A 16,839-nucleotide genomic window follows, 5' to 3' on the forward strand; every position below is an offset into this window, starting at 1 on the left:
GTTAACCCACCATATTATTGAGCTGAAGAAGTGGTTGTAATATTGACAGCACGATAAATAAGACGACTGTCGCCATTGTTACCACCAGTGCCGGTTCAAATACCGACAGTGTTAAAGTAATTCGATGCTGTAATGCCGATTCCTGGTTTTCCGCGGCGCGATCCATTAATGAACCCAATTCCCCGCTCTCTTCGCCGGAGGCAATCATGTACAGCATGGTTGGCGGAAAGAGTTTCGCCTGGTCCAGCGCGTTATACAGAGATGCCCCCTGACGCACGGTATCCGCCGCCTGCTCCAGCACCTGCCGGGCATAGAGATTTTCGATCCCGTCCATCGCGATATACATCCCTTCCAGCAGCGGCACGCTACTGGCCTGCAGAATGCTGAGCGTGCGGATATAGCGCGCGCTGTTGATGGCGCAGACCAGCTTTTTGATCGGCGAGCCGTTCACCAGCCAGCTGTTCCAGCGAAAACGGTTTGCTTTTTTCTTCACCCACGCCTTAAAGCCCACAGCCGCGCCAAAGAAACCACCCGCAATGTAGATCCCGTACGCCTGCAGGAAATCGCTCACCGCGATCAGCGTGCGGGTGGTGATCGGCAGCTGCTGCTTCATATGCACAAACTGCTCGATCACCTGCGGCACCACCGCCACCAGCAGGATGCTGATGACCGCTACGGCGACCACCGTCAGGGTAATCGGGTAAACCATCGCCTGCGTCAGCTTGCTTTTCATCTTCTGACGCTGCTCGTTGTACTCCGCCAGCTTCTCCAGCACATCGCCGAGGTGGCCGGTTTTCTCCCCGGCCATCACCAGCGTGCAGTAGAGCTTGTCGAAGGTGCGCGGGAACTGGCTGAAGGCGTCAAAAAGGGTATGGCCTTCCACCACTTTCTCGCGGATTTCGACCACCATCGCCGCCAGCTTTTTGTCTTCCGTCTGCTTCGAAATGGCCTTCAGGGCGCTTTCCAGCGGCAGCGACGCATTGACCAGCGTCGACAGCTGACGGGTAAACATCGACAGCACCGGCACCGAGAGTTTGGCCCCGGTTTTGGCTTTTGTGCTGGCCGCGTTTTCACGGGTTTCGGTGATGGTGAGCGGCATCAGCTTCTGCTCGCGCAGCGTCTGGCGCACCTGCTTTGGCCCTTCCGCCTGCAGCGTGCCGCGCTGGGTTTTCCCGGCGGCATCGGTGGCGGTCCACGCGTAGAAAGCCATTATTCATCGCCTCCACGCTCGGCGGTCACGCGCATCACCTCTTCCAGCGAGGTGATGCCGCTGATGACTTTCATCAGGCCGTTTTCGCGCAGGCTGTAGGCCTGTTTGAAAAGCTCGGTTTCAATGGACATTTCATCTTTGTCTTCATGAATGGCGCGGCGCATGGTGCTGTCGACCACCAGAAACTCGTGAATGCCCGCGCGTCCCTGATACCCGCTCTGGCGGCAGTGCTCGCAGCCGATGGCGCGATAGATGGCCTTCGGCGGCGTATCCATAAAGCTAAACAGCGCTTTTTCATTGTCATCCAGCGGACTGGTGGTACGGCAGTGCGGACACAGCCGACGCACCAGACGCTGGGCAATGACGCCGAGTAGCGACGAACCGATCAAAAAGGATTCGAGGCCCATATCCCGCAGGCGGGTGATCGCCCCCGCCGCACTGTTGGTGTGCAGCGTAGACATGACCAGGTGACCGGTGAGCGACGCCTGCACCGCAATTTGCGCGGTTTCGCCGTCACGAATTTCCCCGATCATCACCACGTCCGGATCCTGACGCAAAATGGCGCGCAGGCCGCGGGCAAAGGTCATGTCCACGCGCGGGTTGACCTGCGTCTGCCCCACCCCTTCCAGCTCATACTCAATCGGGTCTTCGACGGTCAGAATGTTGCGTTCATGCCCGTTCAGCGCCGAAAGGATGGCGTACAGGGTGGTACTTTTACCGGAGCCTGTCGGCCCGGTGACCAGGATAATGCCGTGGGGGCGACCAATCAGCCCTTTCAGTTTTTCCAGCTCTTCATCAATCAGTCCGAGCTTGTTGATGTCCGGCTTCAGGTTGCTCTTATCGAGCAAACGCATGACCACGCGCTCGCCGTACTGCGAGGGAATGGTCGACACGCGCACGTCGATCGCTTTACGGCCAATGCGCAGCGAAATACGTCCATCCTGCGGCAGACGCTTTTCGGCAATGTCGAGCTTCGACATGACTTTAATGCGCGATACCAGCAGCGGCGCCAGTTTACGAGCAGGCTGCAGCACCGGGCGCAGCACGCCGTCAACGCGAAAACGGATGCTCAGCGTGCGCTCAAAGGTTTCGATATGGATATCCGATGCGCCGTCTTTCACCGCCTCGCCGAGAATGGCGTTGATCAGGCGGATCACCGGCGAGTTTTCGTCGTTATCGAGCAGATCTTCGTTGTCCGGGATCTCCTCGGTTAACGCCATCAGATCGATATCCGCATCCATGTCGTCCACCAGCTGCTGCGAAACGCCGCTGTTCTGCTGCCAGATTTTGGCCAGCATTTCATCGAACGCTTCGGCGCTCAGCGTCTCGGGCACAAAGGCGCGCCCCAGCACCCTGCGCATCTCCAGCAGGGCGAACGCGGGCACGTCTTCACGGATATAGACCACGTCGTTCCAGTACAGGATGCCGTTGTCTTTCGCAAAGCTGCTGGTGCAAAGCTGTTTCGTCAGTTCATCCACGCATCACCTCCGCTTACTCTTTGAAGGGGTTGCGGGACGCGGACGTCGAGGTTACGCCAGCGGGCGTCGCATGACTCTGCTTCGGATAAGCCGGCAGAACAGGGTTATCCGAGTTTTCGAGAATGCCGAGCTTTTGCTCTTCCATACGCTGCTGCTGACGTGCGCGGATCTGATCGTATTTCTCTTTCGTCGCCGCGCTGTAGTTGTCGTCATCACGTAGCACGGTAGTGTGGATAAATACCATCAGGTTGCGTTTCGACGTGTCCTGCGAGGTGTAGCGGAACAGCTGGCCCACCAGCGGCAGGTCGCCCAGCAGCGGCACCTTCGAGACGTTCTGTTTGTTGACGTTTTCCATCAACCCACCCAGCACGACCGTTTGTCCACTGTGGACCATCACTTCGTTATTGATGGTACGGGTGTTGAAGGTTGGACCAAGGCTGGCGTCTTCGGTGGCGCTGGCGTCAACGCTGGACACTTCCTGCTCAATTTTCAGGTGGATCATGTCTCCGTCGTTGATCTGCGGAACAATCTTCAGCTTGGTACCGACGGTTTTACGCTCAACCGAGTTAAACACGTTGTCGCCGCTGGTGGTCTGGGAACCGGACAGCACCGGTACATCCTGACCGACGTTGAACGACGCTTCTTTGTTATCCAGCGTGACCACGCTTGGCGTGGAAAGAATGTCGTTCTTGCCGGTGGTCGACAGCGCGGTCATCAGCGCACCAAAGTCGCCGTTAAAGAAGCCGGTCGCCAGGCCCGTAAACGAGGCACCTTTGATCGTGCCGTTTTTGATCTGGCTGATCGGCAGACCGGTCGAACCAAACTGCACGCCGCCGTGCTTGCCGGTCCACTGCACGCCTAAATCCATGCCGTTACCGTCCTGCACTTCAGCAATGATGGCTTCCACCAGCACCTGCGGACGGCGAATATCCAGCTTGTCGATCACCTTCTCCAGCGAGTTCATCACGTTTGGCTGGGCGGTGATCACCAGCGAGTTGGTCGACTCGTCGGCGGTAATATTCAGGTCGCTTGCCGTTGGGGCTGTTTTGCTCTTCGGCGTCCCGGCTTTGTCTTTCAGCTGTTCGCCAATACCGGTCAGCACCGGCACCACTTTCGAGGCGTTGGCGTATTTCAGGTAGAAGACGCGGGTGTTGCCCTCGTTATTCTGCTCGCGATCGAGCTGGCCAATCAGCGTACGGGTACGCGCCCGCGCATCTTCGGTGCCGCTGATCACCAGGCTGTTGGTTTCATCATCAGCCACCACTTTGGTCGCCAGCTGCGGCGCGTTCTGCCCTTTCTGCTCTTCGTTGTTGAGGTTGTTCAACATGTCGGAGAGCTCTTTGGCGGAGGCATAGCGCAGCGGCACAATTTCACGACGCTGCATGCCGGAACGATCCACACGCTCAACCAGGTCCACCAGGCGGTTCACCACCGAGGCTTTACCGGTTAACAGCAGCACGTTGGAGGGTTCAAAGTGCACCACGTTGCCAATGCCCGAGGCATCGTTCAGCTGGCGCAGCAGCGGGGCCAGCTCGCGCACCGGCACGTTTTCCATGCGCACCACGCGGGTGATGATCTCATCCCCTTTGCCCGGGTTTTTGCTGTCGGCCACCGGCACGCCGGCGGTACGTGCCACGCTGGAGCGCACCACTTTGACCATGCCGTTATCCATCGGGATGACCGACAGACCGTAGAGATCCAGCACGCTCAGGAAGAACTGATAATATTCATCTTCCGACAGCACGTTATAGGTTCTCACCGACACGGTGCCCTGAACGGACGGGTCGACGAGAATAGTTTTATTCAGATTGCGACTTACCGTATCGATAAATTCGCGAATATCAGTATTTTTAAAGCTGGCGCTAAAGTTGGCTGCAAGCAGCGAACTGGAATATAACGACAGTGCGGTCAGCGCCACGCACGCCCACGGAAATTTCTTCATGATGTACACTTGTTAATTGTTTAAAACATTAACCCGAATATTTTCAAGGTGAGCGTGCCGCCTTACGACGACCTCCGCCTCTTTCATTTTCGACCAGTTGGCGATGATATTTTTCGCCTGCGCTTCTTTCGTCATATCGACGTCGTTGACTTTCACCACCACGTCTCCTTTTTCCAGCCCTGTATCGCTGTAAAAAGGAGACGCATTCCGTGGGTTAATATTAAAGCCTTCCAGTTGGCCCTTATCGATTAACGGTTTTAACACCAGATAATCATCGAGATGCAGACTGTCGGCGCCGGCATCTTTTTTCGATTTGGTGACCGGGCCGCTGTCAACGCCGCCCTTAAAATAAGCCGGTTTCTTGAGGGCCAGCGTCTGTTTCGCCCCCTCGTACTGCACAACCACACTATCTTTATTAATTTCATCAACATAAGCGTCGTTGAAGCCCGCAATAGGCTCCCCTTCCCGGTAGCTCTGCTGCCCCGCAGGAGTCTTGATCACGGCAAACGACAGCCAGGATTCATCGCTACGAATAATGCCTTCGATTTCCGCTGAAAGCGGCGCTTTTACCGCCGCTGGCGTATCGCTTTGACGCACTGCGGCAGTGAAAAGCCCAAAAGATTTTTCCGCATTCGTTTTTTTTAGCGCCGGCTTATCCGCATTCGCTAACTTATTCGTAACTTTCTTATAATCTTTATAAACGACATACCCCTGCTGGCTGCAAAATATCAGCATGACAAGTATAATGCAGGGTGTCATTACACGGGAAAGGAGTGTATTCCTCATTATTTATCCGGCCTTTTAGCAAAGCAGTCATTCGCAGCGATGTGCTGCATCACTCAGGGAGCTAATAATAATCAGCCCTTTTAATATCGACTATCTGCTTCGCTATTAACTTTAATAAAGAAAATGATTGACCGGAAAAAAGAGGAATGTTAGAGCCCGACGGCAGGTTATTTTTACTCTGGTGTTAAATTGACCAGGACTGGTGCATCCCGTACTTTTCGCCCATTGCTATTAAAGAGAAGAGACGGTCAGTCGCTATGTATCAGAGTCATTTTAAATTCAGTACCCCTCCGTTCAGAACAGTCACCCGCAAATCGGGCGATTTTCTGGTGCCTTATCATCAGGATGTGTTCAATCTTCTGAAAGAAAAAAGCCAGCAGGCAGGGATCACCGTGCTCTTTTACCACGACAGTGAACTGCTGGGGCAGTTCAGCGATGCGCTGAAGAGCAGCAGCACCGTCGTCTCAATTAACGCGTTTCCAAAGCTGAGCGCCAACAGCCTGCTGTATAAGCTCAACCCGTCGGCGAAAGAGAGCAAAAATAAACTGCAGGCCGTGGATGCCGTGCTGCGCCAGTGGCGCGATACCCGCGCAACGCAAAAGGTGCTGGTCATCACGCACGCTGAGGCGATGAAGAACAACAGCTATGATGTGCTGGCCATGCTGCTGACGCGTGCTCAGGAGCTGGACGTGCGTTTGTCGGTCATCCTGATGGGCAGTGAAGATCGGGAGACGATGCTGACAGACTCCGCGCTGCAGGAATTTGTTCTGACCAGCCACACCCTGCGCAACCTGACCTGCCGCGAATTCCTGAGCTATGTTGACGCCCAGTGCCAGGAGCACGGCGCTGACGTCTCCCCGCTGACGCCCGCTCGCATGAAAAAGATCCACGCCCTGACCAAAGGCAACGTCAGCAAGCTGAACGAGCTGGCGCACCTTTCCATGCTGGCCGCGTGGACCGAACGCGCGCCAAACGTCGGACCGCGTCATTTGCGTCTGGCCGCCGGTGAAGTGCTTCCGGCGCCGAAACGCGGAAAAACGCTGGCCTCCCTCGGGCTGTTCGCCTCCGTGCTGTTCGCCGCCTGCGGCTGGATGATGACCCCTTCCATCACGGCAAAACTGCCGGTCGCGCTGCCGGTACCGGCCAGCTGGAAACAGCAGGCTAAAACGCCAGACGCGCCGGTATTGCCGGTCATCGAACATGAAGTGGTAAACCAGCCAGATGCCATGCATCAGCTTTACGCCATGTGGGGGTATGACGCTTCAGCAGATGACGCGCTGTGTCAGAATGCCGGTAAAGTGAACCTGATGTGTAAACAGGGAAATGCCACCCTGGATTCCCTAGCGAATGAAGGGTATCCGTGGGTCAGCGAAATGAAAACGGGCGATCATATTAACTACGCCGTGGTGGCGCGAGCAGGGAAAGAGTCCCTCGACCTGCTGATGAATAACCGAACCTGGCAGGTGAGCCGCACCTGGTATAACCAGCACGCGACGGGCAATTACACCGTCCTGCATCGCCTGACGCCGGAAGGTAAAGACGAAATCACCGCCGCCAGCGACAGCAAAGATCTCGAGTGGCTGGATCAGCAGCTGAGCGTGGCGCTGGGCGAAAGCGAAACGCACGATAAAAACTGGACGGCGGAGCTGATGAAACGCACCCGTGAATTCCAGCAGAAAATGCACCTTCACGTTGACGGTATTCCGGGCGAAGACACGCTGATGCAGCTGATGCGCGAAACACATACCACGCCGAGCGTGTTGATCCAGTCAACCCAGGCCAACCCGACTACGCAAGAGAAACACGCATAATGTCTACCATCTGCCTTGCTGCCCAGCGCAGCTATACCACCGGGGAGCCGGTCTGGTTCTCATGGCGTTTACCGTCATTCAGCAAAATCCTCAGCGTGACTACGCTGTGGTGTCTTGGGCTGTGTGCGCTGATCGCGGCCGGCCTTTATGCGCACGTTTACTGGAATTTGCGCCACCCGGCGCCCGTGATAAAAAAGGTGAGCGCGGCGAAACCGGAAACCACGCTTTCTGATATGCATTACGTGTACGTGACGAAGCCGTTCCCGCACCCGCATTCAAAACCTCAGCCGGTAAAAATGCAGGAAAATCTGCCACCGATGGACAATATGCCCATTAATAGCGACGAAAATGACTGGCAGCAGGCACCCGATGGCGCGTTACCGGATAGCCCCGTCGCGCACGACACCTCGCGCGATACCTTACCCGGCACCGAGGCACACGAACAGGCGATGAAATCAGATGACGACAGCTCATTAAAAGAATTGTTTATGCAGGCGCTAAAACAGCAGCAGGATGATATGTCGAAGGGAAAAATGCCCGCGCCACCGGTTGATGAAACGCAGAAGGCGTCTCCTTCTGTAATAAAAGGAGACGCCGGAGGGGATTAATATTTTTCAGGTAAGGTCGTCAGGCTGAGCAGTCGCCCTTTTTCCACCACAATATATTGACCCTTTTTCAGGTCAGAAAGGATTTTAATAATGGTGCTGCGTGCCAGGTTGGTGTATTCCTGAATGTAATCGTAAATATTAATATCACGCTGATGCTGAACAATCAGATCGTTAATTTCGATCAGGAATTCACGCACCACGGAATAGGCACTGCGGGCAACTAAAACATCGTCACGCTTGCTGAGCAAACAGATATACCATGCCAGCACTTTGGTTAACTCAGGCCACAGACTATGCTGGGTCATTAAACGGTGGAAATCTTCTTTATTAATTGTACGGATAACCGTATTACTGCGAACCACGCCGTGCATATATGCAGAGTTATAAAAAATGGCGGAGAGACCAAAAATACATTGTCCCTGCAGGGTAAACATACATAAATCATCAGAGGAACGCCGAAATTCAACTTCACCGCTAACAATAATATGAATGTCATCTGAATTAGCCGTTGAAATTTTTTGCCATTTCTTTAACGTTTTTTCCTCATACCCTGAGGTTGCTTCAATAATGGCTTTCATTTCATTGTGGGGACGCGTGCTTTTACCAAAAATAGTTAACATTGTTATACCTAATTAAGATGTTTAAATGAGAAATTGTGCGGCAAACATTAATGTTGCCGAAAAGTTAATCTTGCATTCTTTTAAAATTAAAAAAACCAAATCAACGCTGTTTTTTTAAATTGATTCATGTAGTGAATCGATGGGTCCATCTTAATTGAGGGCGATTTTAAATCAATTAACTTAAAATGAATTGAGAATGTACTTAAGATTAATCTGAAGAGCATTCATAGCTAATCTATTTGTTCAGGGTATTCCTGAAGGATTACCCCTGCCCGTACTTATCTAAAAGGGCTTCTGCGATAGCCATCGTTTCGACATCAGCGACGCCGTTCCACAGCTGAGGACGGAAATGCATCTGGAACACCATGATGACCCGTTTCTGCTGCGCGGGGGTGCTATTTTCGGGCACCTCGTAGCCGTAACGCGCCAGCAGATCGAGTAACGCGGCGGTATCTACCGCCTGATAGCGCGGTCGGCTATTGATATAGAACGTGACGCGATCGGGATCGGGCCAGGCGCCAATCCCCTGCTGCGCCAGCTCGCGCCACGGGAACAGCGGGCCAGGGTCGTCTTTGCGCTGCGGCGCAATGTCCGCATGGGCCACCACGTTCTCAGGTTTGATGCTGTAGCGGGAGATGATGTCTTTGGCGAGCGGCATCAGCGCCGCAATTTGCGCAGGTGCGAACGGCGTAAAATGCTTCACCCCGGCCGTTTTCTGCCAGCCACGGTTCTCCAGCTCAATGCCCACCGACGTATCATTAATCCGGTTGGTGCCGCGCCAGAAGCTGATCCCCGCATGCCAGGCCAGTTCGCTTTCTGGCACCAGCTGCCAGATACGCGGCTTACCGTCCGGTGCAGGGGGGTTGGCAGGGATCAAATAGTGAGAGCTGACGTTTTTATCCGTCAGCGTGGCCAGCGAGCTGTCAAAATCATCCGCGGTGTAGTGGATTACCAGCACCTTTATGCGCGGGTATGCCGCCTGCGCCTGATGACGTGTATCCAGCTCGTAGGCACCTTTATCGATAATCCCTTTTTCCGTGACGCATCCTGCCAGCAACAGCGCCAGCAGGAGTGTGGCAAACGCACGCCTCATCGGAGGGTTTTCACCGCCGTACCGCTTACGCTCACCATCAGCATGCTGGCATCTTTCCCGACCGTTTCGTAGTCGATATCGATCCCCACGACCGCATCAGCGCCGAGGGCTTCCGCCTGCTCGCCGAGCTCTTTAAAGGCGATCTCGCGCGCTTTGCGCAGCTCTTTTTCATATGCGCCAGAACGGCCGCCAACGATATCGCGGATACCGGCAAAAAAGTCGCGGAAAATATTGGCGCCGAGAATCGCTTCACCGGTGACCACGCCGCAATACTCGGTTATGGTCTGCCCTTCCAGGGTTGGCGTTGTTGAAAACTGCATGGTTTCTCTCCTTCTTTAGCGTTCAATGCCTTAGGCACAGCATTATCGGTTCGTTACGCTATGATTGAAAGGATAGTTAATAAATAAGGAAATCAACATGCGCTATTCTGCTTTAACACTTTTCGTGCCCTGCGCGCTGGTGCTCAGCGCCTGTACCACCACGGTCACGCCAGCCTTTAAGGATATCGGTACCCGCAGCGGCCCCTGCATTGAGGGCGGCCCGGACACCGTGGCGCAGCAGTTCTATGATTATCGCATTCAGCACCGCAGCAACGATCTCACCGGCCTGCGCCCCTATCTGAGCGACGGCCTGGCAAAACTGCTTAACGACGCCACCCGCGATCCACAGCACAACACGCTGCTGAAGTCCGACCCGTTCTCCAGCCGTACCACGCTGCCAGACAGCGCCGAAGTAGCCAGCGCGTCAACCATACCGAACACGGATGCCCGCAATATACCACTGCGCGTGAAGCTGACGCAGGGTACCCAAACCTGGCAGGATGAAGTGCTGATGATCCGCGAAGGTCAATGCTGGGCGGTGGACGACGTGCGCTACGTTGGCGGCAGCGTTCACGCCCCGGCAGGCACGCTTCGCCAGTCGATTGAGAATCGCTAAATCCGCCGATACCACGCGGTTACCCCCGTAAAATGTGCGGCATTTCTTGCGGAATGCCGACATTTATACTCGCCGACCTTTCCGTTCGCTATTTTGTGCTATGTTTAAGTAGAAACACGGGTTATATTTAACTTTTAACGCATAAATATTGCATAACTATTCTGTCAACGGTACTATCTGCGGCCTCAATTGCTATAGATTGCCTGGATGAGTAAAGACTGCCCCGATGAGTATTAAACTAAACGGCATTAACTGCTTCTACGGCGCACACCAGGCGCTGTTTGACATCACGCTGAACTGCCCGGAAGGCGAAACGCTGGTTTTGCTTGGCCCAAGCGGTGCAGGCAAAAGCTCCCTTCTGCGTGTCCTTAATCTGCTTGAAATGCCCCGTTCAGGTACGCTGGCTATCGCCGGTAACCACTTTGATTTTGCGAAAACGCCGTCTGATAAAGCGATTCGCGAACTGCGTCAAAACGTCGGCATGGTCTTCCAGCAATACAATCTCTGGCCGCATCTGACCGTACTGCAAAACCTGATTGAAGCCCCGTGCCGCGTGCTGGGGTTAAGCAAGGATCAGGCGATAGCGCGTGCTGAAAAGCTGCTGGAGCGTCTGCGCCTGAAGCCCTATAGCGACCGTTATCCGCTGCATCTTTCCGGTGGTCAGCAGCAGCGCGTGGCGATTGCCCGCGCGCTGATGATGGAGCCCGCAGTACTGCTGTTTGATGAACCGACGGCTGCGCTGGACCCGGAAATCACCGCCCAGATCGTCAGCATCATTCGCGAGCTGGCGGAAACCAATATTACGCAGGTTATCGTCACCCACGAGGTGGAAGTGGCGCGTAAAACCGCCAGCCGAGTGGTTTACATGGAAAACGGTTATATCGTTGAGCAAGGTGATGCGGGCTGCTTCGCTCACCCGCAAACCGATGCCTTCAAAAACTATTTATCTCATTGATTGTGTCAGGGGAAATATAATGAAAAAAGTATTACTTGCCGTGCTGCTTGCTGGCGTTACCCTTTCCGCTACCGCAGCCCAGACCATTCGTTTCGCCACGGAAGCGTCTTATCCTCCGTTTGAGTCTATTGATGCGAACAACAAAATTGTGGGCTTCGACGTGGACCTGGCTAACGCCCTGTGTAAAGAGATCGACGCGACCTGCACCTTCAGCAACCAGGCGTTCGACAGCCTGATCCCAAGCCTGAAGTTCCGCCGTATCGACGCCGTGATGGCCGGTATGGACATCACCCCTGAGCGTGAAAAGCAGGTGCTGTTTACTACCCCTTACTACGACAACTCCGCCCTGTTCATTGGTCAGAAAGGTAAATTCACCTCTGTTGATCAGCTGAAAGGCAAAAAAGTCGGCGTGCAGAACGGCACCACGCACCAGAAATTCATCATGGATAAACATCCGGAAATCACCACCGTTCCGTATGACAGCTACCAGAACGCGAAGCTGGATCTGCAAAATGGCCGTATCGATGGCGTATTTGGTGATACCGCGGTTGTGACCGAGTGGCTGAAAGCCAACGACAAACTGGCGCCAGTGGGCGACAAAGTGACCGATAAGGATTACTTCGGTACCGGTCTGGGGATTGCCGTTCGTCAGGGCAACACTGAGCTGCAGCAGAAATTCAACGCTGCGCTGGAAAAAGTGAAGAAAGACGGCACCTACGAAACCATCTACAAAAAATGGTTCCAGAAGTAATTCCTGATGAATGAAATTTTTCCTTTAGCAAGCGCCGCCGGGATGACCGTCGGCCTTGCCGTTTGCGCACTGGTTATCGGCCTCGTGCTGGCAATGTTCTTTGCGGTGTGGGAATCAGCAAAATGGTTCCCCGTCGCCTGGGCAGGCTCCGCGCTGGTCACCGTGCTGCGTGGGCTACCGGAAATTCTGGTGGTCCTGTTTATCTATTTCGGCTCTTCACAGCTGCTGCTCACGCTGTCTGACGGCTTCACTCTGAATCTCGGTTTTGCACAGATCCCGGTGCAGATGCAGATTGAAAACTTTGACGTCAGTCCGTTCCTGTGCGGCGTGATTGCCCTCTCCCTGCTCTACTCCGCGTACGCGTCGCAAACCCTGCGCGGTGCGCTGAAAGCCGTGCCGCAGGGACAGTGGGAGTCGGGTCAGGCGCTAGGCTTGTCGAAATCAGCGATCTTTTTCCGTCTGGTGATGCCGCAGATGTGGCGTCATGCCCTGCCGGGCCTCGGCAACCAGTGGCTGGTGCTGCTGAAAGATACCGCGCTGGTGAGCCTGATAAGCGTTAACGATTTGATGCTGCAAACCAAAAGTATCGCCACCCGTACTCAAGAGCCTTTTACCTGGTACATTGTGGCGGCGGCTATCTACCTGGTAATCACGTTGCTCAGTCAGTACATCCTCAAGCGTATTGACCTGCGAGCGACGCGTTTTGAACGGAGACCAGGCTGATGCTTGAATATTTTCCCGAGCTAATGAAAGGGCTGCACACCAGCCTGACGCTGACCGTGGCGTCCATTATCGTGGCCCTGATCCTGGCGCTTATTTTCACCATCATCCTGACGCTGAAAACGCCGGTTCTGGTGTGGATTGTGCGCGCTTATATCACCCTGTTTACCGGTACGCCGCTGCTGGTGCAGATATTCCTGATTTACTACGGCCCGGGGCAGTTCCCGTCGCTGCAGGAGTATCCGGTCATCTGGCATCTGCTCTCTGAGCCGTGGCTGTGTGCCCTGATTGCCCTTTCGCTGAACAGTGCGGCCTATACCACCCAGCTGTTCTACGGGGCGATCCGTGCCATCCCTGAAGGACAGTGGCAGTCCTGCGGGGCGCTGGGCATGAGCAAGAAAGACACGCTGGCAATTTTGCTGCCGTACGCCTTTAAGCGCGCGCTCTCTTCCTATTCCAACGAAGTGGTGCTGGTGTTCAAGAGTACCTCTCTGGCCTACACCATCACCCTGATGGAAGTGATGGGACACGGACAGCTGCTGTACGGACGCACCTATGACGTGATGGTGTTCGGCGCGGCAGGCGTGGTGTATCTGGTGGTTAACGGTCTGTTGACGCTGATGATGCGCCTGATCGAGCGTAAAGCGCTGGCGTTTGAGCGCAGAAATTAACCAGAAAAATGCATAAATCTGTATTTTAAAAGCGGGTAACCCAATGGGTTATCCGCTTTTTTTATTGGAATAAATAATATTTAATCATATTTATTGCATATAAATTCATTAACTGGCATTGTACATCCATGCCGCAGACACGGCGCATAATGACAAGATAGACAGACGGGAGCATTACAATGAAAAAGTTAGTTCTGGCCGCATTACTGGCAACGTTCGCCGCTGGCGCATCCGCTGCGGATAAAATCAATTTTGGCGTTTCCGCCACCTATCCGCCGTTTGAATCGCTGGATGCCAGCAACCAGATCGTCGGTTTCGATATCGATCTGGCGAAAGCGCTGTGCAAACAAATGCAGGCCGACTGCACCTTTACCAACCATGCCTTCGACAGCCTGATCCCGTCGCTGAAATTCAAAAAATACGATGCGGTGATCTCCGGGATGGACATCACGCCTGAGCGCAGCAAACAGGTTGCGTTCACCGACCCGTACTACGCCAACTCGGCGGTGGTGATTGCGAAGAAAGGGGCATACACCTCTTTTGACCAGCTGAAAGGCAAACGCATCGGGATGGAAAACGGCACCACGCACCAGAAATACCTGCAGGACAAACATCCTGAGGTGAAGACCGTGGCCTATGACAGCTACCAGAACGCGATTATCGACCTGAAAAATGGCCGTATCGATGGCGTATTCGGTGACACCGCCGTGGTGAACGAGTGGCTGAAAACCAACCCTCAGCTGGGCACCGCCACGGAAAAAGTGACCGATCCACAGTACTTCGGCACGGGTTTGGGTATCGCGGTACGTCCGGATAACAAAGCCCTGCTGGAGAAACTGAACGGCGCGCTGAAGGCGATTAAAGCCGACGGTACGTACCAGAAAATCAGCGAGCAGTGGTTCCCGCAGTAATGTCTTTTGCCGGGTGACGGCTTCGCCTTACCCGGCCTACGGGGGGAATTGCAGGCCGGATAAGCATAGCGTCATCCGGCAATTCTACAGCGGTACAAAGAAGCGAAAACGCGCCCCGCTCACCGACTCCATCAGCCTGATCCCTCCCCCGTGCAGCTCCAGCATCCTTTTCACAATCAGCAGCCCTAACCCGCCGCGATTCTCTCGCGATGCCTGGGTCGTCAACGCCGACGGTCGCTGGAACAGATCCTCTCGCAGCGCGGCATCGACGCCCGTTCCGTTATCCGCCACTTCGACCTGAAGCTGTTGATTCTCCTGCCAGACCGCCAGACGAATTTCCCCGCCGGTCGGCGTATGGCGCATTGCGTTATCCAGCAGGTTGGTCACCACGCGCTCAATCATTGATACATCAGCAAACACCTGCGGCAGCGGTCCCGGCACGTCAATATGCAGATTCACCTCACGCGTGCGGGCGGTGAGCTCAAACTTCTGCGCCACGTCGGAAATCAGCTCCCCCATCGCGAAACGCTCTCGCTGCGGCTTAATACCGCCGTGCTCAAGGCGCGCCAGCTCAAACAGCTGCTGTGAAAGATGGCGTACTTTTTGCCCCTGACGCAGCGCGGTAGCGAGATACTGCTGGTGCTCCTGCGGGGTCAGAGTCGCCGATTTTAGCGACAGGGTTTCCAGATAGCCGAGCAGCGAGGTGAGCGGCGTGCGAAGGTCGTGCGAGATATTGGCGATAAACTCCCGGCGCTGGCGATCGCTGTCGGCCAGCTGATCCCACTGTTGGGTGATTTTGCGTGCCAGCTCGATAAAACTGTTGCGCAGGAGCGCCACTTCATCCTTTGCCGCCGCGTCCGGCGTCTGTACCGCCAGTTGTCTGATTGCGCTCATGCTGTCCTGATCCAGCCCGGCGACCTCGACCGTCAGCTCTTTTACCGGGCGCGTGACCCAGTACCAGACCAGCAGGCCCGCCAGCAGCCCAAACAGCGCGACCCACAGCAGCGACCACAGCACCGTGCTCCACAGCGCCTTATGCCAGGCCATGTCCGCCAGCGCGTTCGACTCCTCGCCCTGCAAAATAATGTACAGATAACCTTGTAGCTCGCCGTCCTGCCGCAGTGGCGTGGCGCTAAAGACTTTTTTATTCTGACTGCGCGGATCGTCGCCCAATACCGGAATAGCGGTACCGCTCAGGAAGGTCTGAACCGGCGCCAGGTCGATTTTTTGCCGCTGAATATGGCCCGGCGGTGCGGCATCGGCCAGGATATCGCCGTCCGGCGAGATGACGTACAGCTCAACGCTCGGATTAAAGGTCATCAGCCGGTCAAACAGCGGCTTCAGCGCGCTGCGGTCGACTCTGCCCTGCGCGTCCAGAATCGGTTCACGCTGGACTATCTGCTGCGCCAGCCCGCCCGACAGCCGTTGCACCATCGCGTTACCGTATTGCGTACTGCTGTAGAGCTGTACCGCGCAGGCGACGGTGGCGCAGAGCATCATCAACAGGATGAACAGCAGCGTCAGCCGCTGGCTCAGACTAAAGCGGCGCATCATGGTGCGGCTCCGCAAATTTGTAACCCTTGCCCCAGACGGTGCGAATGATCTCCGGCTCGGCGGCGTCCTTCTCAATCTTGATGCGCAGGCGGTTGATGTGGGTGTTAACGGTGTGCTCATAGCCTTCGTGCTGATAGCCCCAGACCTGCTCCAGCAGCGCCAGACGAGAAAATACCTCGCCTGGATGGCGGGCAAAGAAGTAGAGCAGCTCGAATTCACGCGGCGTGAGATCCACCACCAGGCCGTGAAGCAGCACGCTGCGCGCCAGCGGATCGATGGTCAAACCGTGGGCCTGAATTTGACCGTCGGTTTGCGCCTGCCCCATCGCCTGCTGGCGGCGGAACAGTGCTTTGATACGTGCAATCAATTCCTGCACCGAAAACGGCTTAGCCAGATAATCATCGGCGCCGGTTTCCAGCCCGGTGATGCGGTCAGTTTCGCTGCTGCGGGCGCTGATGATAATGACCGGCAGGTAGCGCGTCATCTGACGGATGCGGCGGCAAATCTCCAGACCGTCAACGTTGGGCAGCATCAGGTCAAGGATCACCGCATCCCACGGCTGTTTTTCAAGACGCTGCAGGGCGTTGCCCCCGTCGGGCTCGTGGGTGATGGCATAGCCTTCATCTTCTAAATTGAGTCGCAGAAGCGCCGCGATATCGTGGTCGTCTTCCACCAGCAGGATCTGCTTCATGGGTAAGCCTTCAATCATTTCTTATGACGTAAGCTTACCTGATTTCGCAGGGATGAAGAGTTCACATTTTGTTGAACATTGTGCGGGGTTCGTGCCGGGTGG

At 55.1% G+C, this 16,839-nt stretch carries 17 protein-coding genes; 8 read left to right on the forward strand and 9 right to left on the reverse strand.

What is annotated here, in order from left to right; genetic code table 11:
* Position 1: 1 nt before the first annotated feature.
* From gspF to gspC, 4 genes are read right to left on the reverse strand one after another with little or no spacing between them, the layout of a single operon-like run.
* Positions 2–1,210 (reverse strand): type II secretion system inner membrane protein GspF, encoded by a 1,209-nt coding sequence (gspF, locus tag PYW49_RS06170; RefSeq protein WP_320385981.1) that lies wholly within the window; start codon positions 1,208–1,210, stop codon positions 2–4.
* Positions 1,210–2,688, reverse strand: coding sequence for a type II secretion system ATPase GspE (gene gspE / locus PYW49_RS06175; RefSeq protein ID WP_320385982.1), 1,479 nt, complete (start codon positions 2,686–2,688; stop codon positions 1,210–1,212). Before gspE ends, gspF begins: the two co-directional genes overlap by 1 nt.
* A 13-nt stretch (positions 2,689–2,701) precedes the next feature.
* Positions 2,702–4,630 carry a type II secretion system secretin GspD gene (gene gspD / locus PYW49_RS06180; protein WP_320385983.1) on the reverse strand — a complete coding sequence of 643 codons (1,929 nt, stop codon included), beginning with the start codon at positions 4,628–4,630 and terminating at the stop codon, positions 2,702–2,704.
* 12 nt (positions 4,631–4,642) lie between these two features.
* Complete coding sequence (gspC, locus tag PYW49_RS06185) at positions 4,643–5,416, reverse strand: type II secretion system protein GspC (RefSeq protein ID WP_320385984.1); 774 nt, start codon at positions 5,414–5,416, stop codon at positions 4,643–4,645.
* Positions 5,417–5,673: 257 nt separating this feature from the next.
* On the opposite strand from gspC, the gene PYW49_RS06190 reads away from it, so the two are divergent.
* Positions 5,674–7,227: an ExeA family protein gene (locus PYW49_RS06190; protein ID WP_320385985.1), complete on the forward strand. Its 1,554-nt coding sequence runs from the start codon at positions 5,674–5,676 to the stop codon at positions 7,225–7,227.
* A complete protein-coding gene (locus tag PYW49_RS06195; RefSeq protein ID WP_320385986.1) occupies positions 7,227–7,835 on the forward strand; it encodes a hypothetical protein in 609 nt (202 codons plus the stop codon). Before PYW49_RS06190 ends, PYW49_RS06195 begins: the two co-directional genes overlap by 1 nt.
* Here the strand turns inward: PYW49_RS06195 and PYW49_RS06200 are convergent.
* The 3 genes from PYW49_RS06200 to PYW49_RS06210 form a co-directional block, all read right to left on the reverse strand.
* A complete protein-coding gene (locus PYW49_RS06200; protein ID WP_320385987.1) occupies positions 7,832–8,455 on the reverse strand; it encodes a helix-turn-helix domain-containing protein in 624 nt (207 codons plus the stop codon). The genes PYW49_RS06195 and PYW49_RS06200 overlap by 4 nt on opposite strands.
* Before the next feature lie 262 nt (positions 8,456–8,717).
* Positions 8,718–9,548 carry an N-acetylmuramoyl-L-alanine amidase gene (locus PYW49_RS06205; protein ID WP_320385988.1) on the reverse strand — a complete coding sequence of 277 codons (831 nt, stop codon included), beginning with the start codon at positions 9,546–9,548 and terminating at the stop codon, positions 8,718–8,720.
* Positions 9,545–9,868, reverse strand: a complete 324-nt coding sequence (locus PYW49_RS06210; RefSeq protein WP_023310944.1) for a heavy metal-binding domain-containing protein — start codon at positions 9,866–9,868, stop codon at positions 9,545–9,547. The genes PYW49_RS06205 and PYW49_RS06210 overlap by 4 nt, the downstream gene beginning before the upstream one ends.
* A gap of 97 nt (positions 9,869–9,965) precedes the next feature.
* Here PYW49_RS06210 and PYW49_RS06215 point away from each other — a divergent pair, with 97 nt between their 5' ends.
* The 6 genes from PYW49_RS06215 to artJ all read left to right on the forward strand — a co-directional run bounded on the left by PYW49_RS06215 (position 9,966) and on the right by artJ (position 14,492).
* Entirely contained in the window at positions 9,966–10,484 is a 519-nt protein-coding gene (locus PYW49_RS06215; protein WP_320385989.1) for a lipoprotein, read from the forward strand.
* A 226-nt stretch (positions 10,485–10,710) separates the two neighbouring features.
* Positions 10,711–11,439, forward strand: coding sequence for an arginine ABC transporter ATP-binding protein ArtP (artP, locus tag PYW49_RS06220; protein ID WP_320385990.1), 729 nt, complete (start codon positions 10,711–10,713; stop codon positions 11,437–11,439).
* 19 nt (positions 11,440–11,458) lie between these two features.
* On the forward strand, positions 11,459–12,190 hold the full coding sequence (artI, locus tag PYW49_RS06225) for an arginine ABC transporter substrate-binding protein ArtI (RefSeq protein WP_008500032.1): 732 nt from the start codon (positions 11,459–11,461) through the stop codon (positions 12,188–12,190).
* Between the two features lie 6 nt (positions 12,191–12,196).
* Positions 12,197–12,913 (forward strand): arginine ABC transporter permease ArtQ, encoded by a 717-nt coding sequence (gene artQ / locus PYW49_RS06230; protein WP_134349284.1) that lies wholly within the window; start codon positions 12,197–12,199, stop codon positions 12,911–12,913.
* Entirely contained in the window at positions 12,913–13,581 is a 669-nt protein-coding gene (gene artM / locus PYW49_RS06235) for an arginine ABC transporter permease ArtM (protein ID WP_025756070.1), read from the forward strand. Before artQ ends, artM begins: the two co-directional genes overlap by 1 nt.
* Positions 13,582–13,760: 179 nt before the next feature.
* Positions 13,761–14,492 carry an arginine ABC transporter substrate-binding protein ArtJ gene (gene artJ / locus PYW49_RS06240; RefSeq protein ID WP_021240923.1) on the forward strand — a complete coding sequence of 244 codons (732 nt, stop codon included), beginning with the start codon at positions 13,761–13,763 and terminating at the stop codon, positions 14,490–14,492.
* A gap of 84 nt (positions 14,493–14,576) precedes the next feature.
* On the opposite strand, the gene PYW49_RS06245 is transcribed toward artJ, so the two are convergent.
* A complete protein-coding gene (locus tag PYW49_RS06245) occupies positions 14,577–16,046 on the reverse strand; it encodes a sensor histidine kinase (RefSeq protein WP_320385991.1) in 1,470 nt (489 codons plus the stop codon).
* Positions 16,030–16,737, reverse strand: coding sequence for a response regulator transcription factor (locus PYW49_RS06250; protein ID WP_320385992.1), 708 nt, complete (start codon positions 16,735–16,737; stop codon positions 16,030–16,032). The genes PYW49_RS06245 and PYW49_RS06250 overlap by 17 nt, the downstream gene beginning before the upstream one ends.
* Positions 16,738–16,839: the final 102 nt, after the last annotated feature.

The sequence above is a fragment of the Enterobacter chinensis genome (assembly GCF_034008295.1).
GTDB classification, from domain to species: Bacteria; Pseudomonadota; Gammaproteobacteria; order Enterobacterales; family Enterobacteriaceae; genus Enterobacter; species Enterobacter chinensis.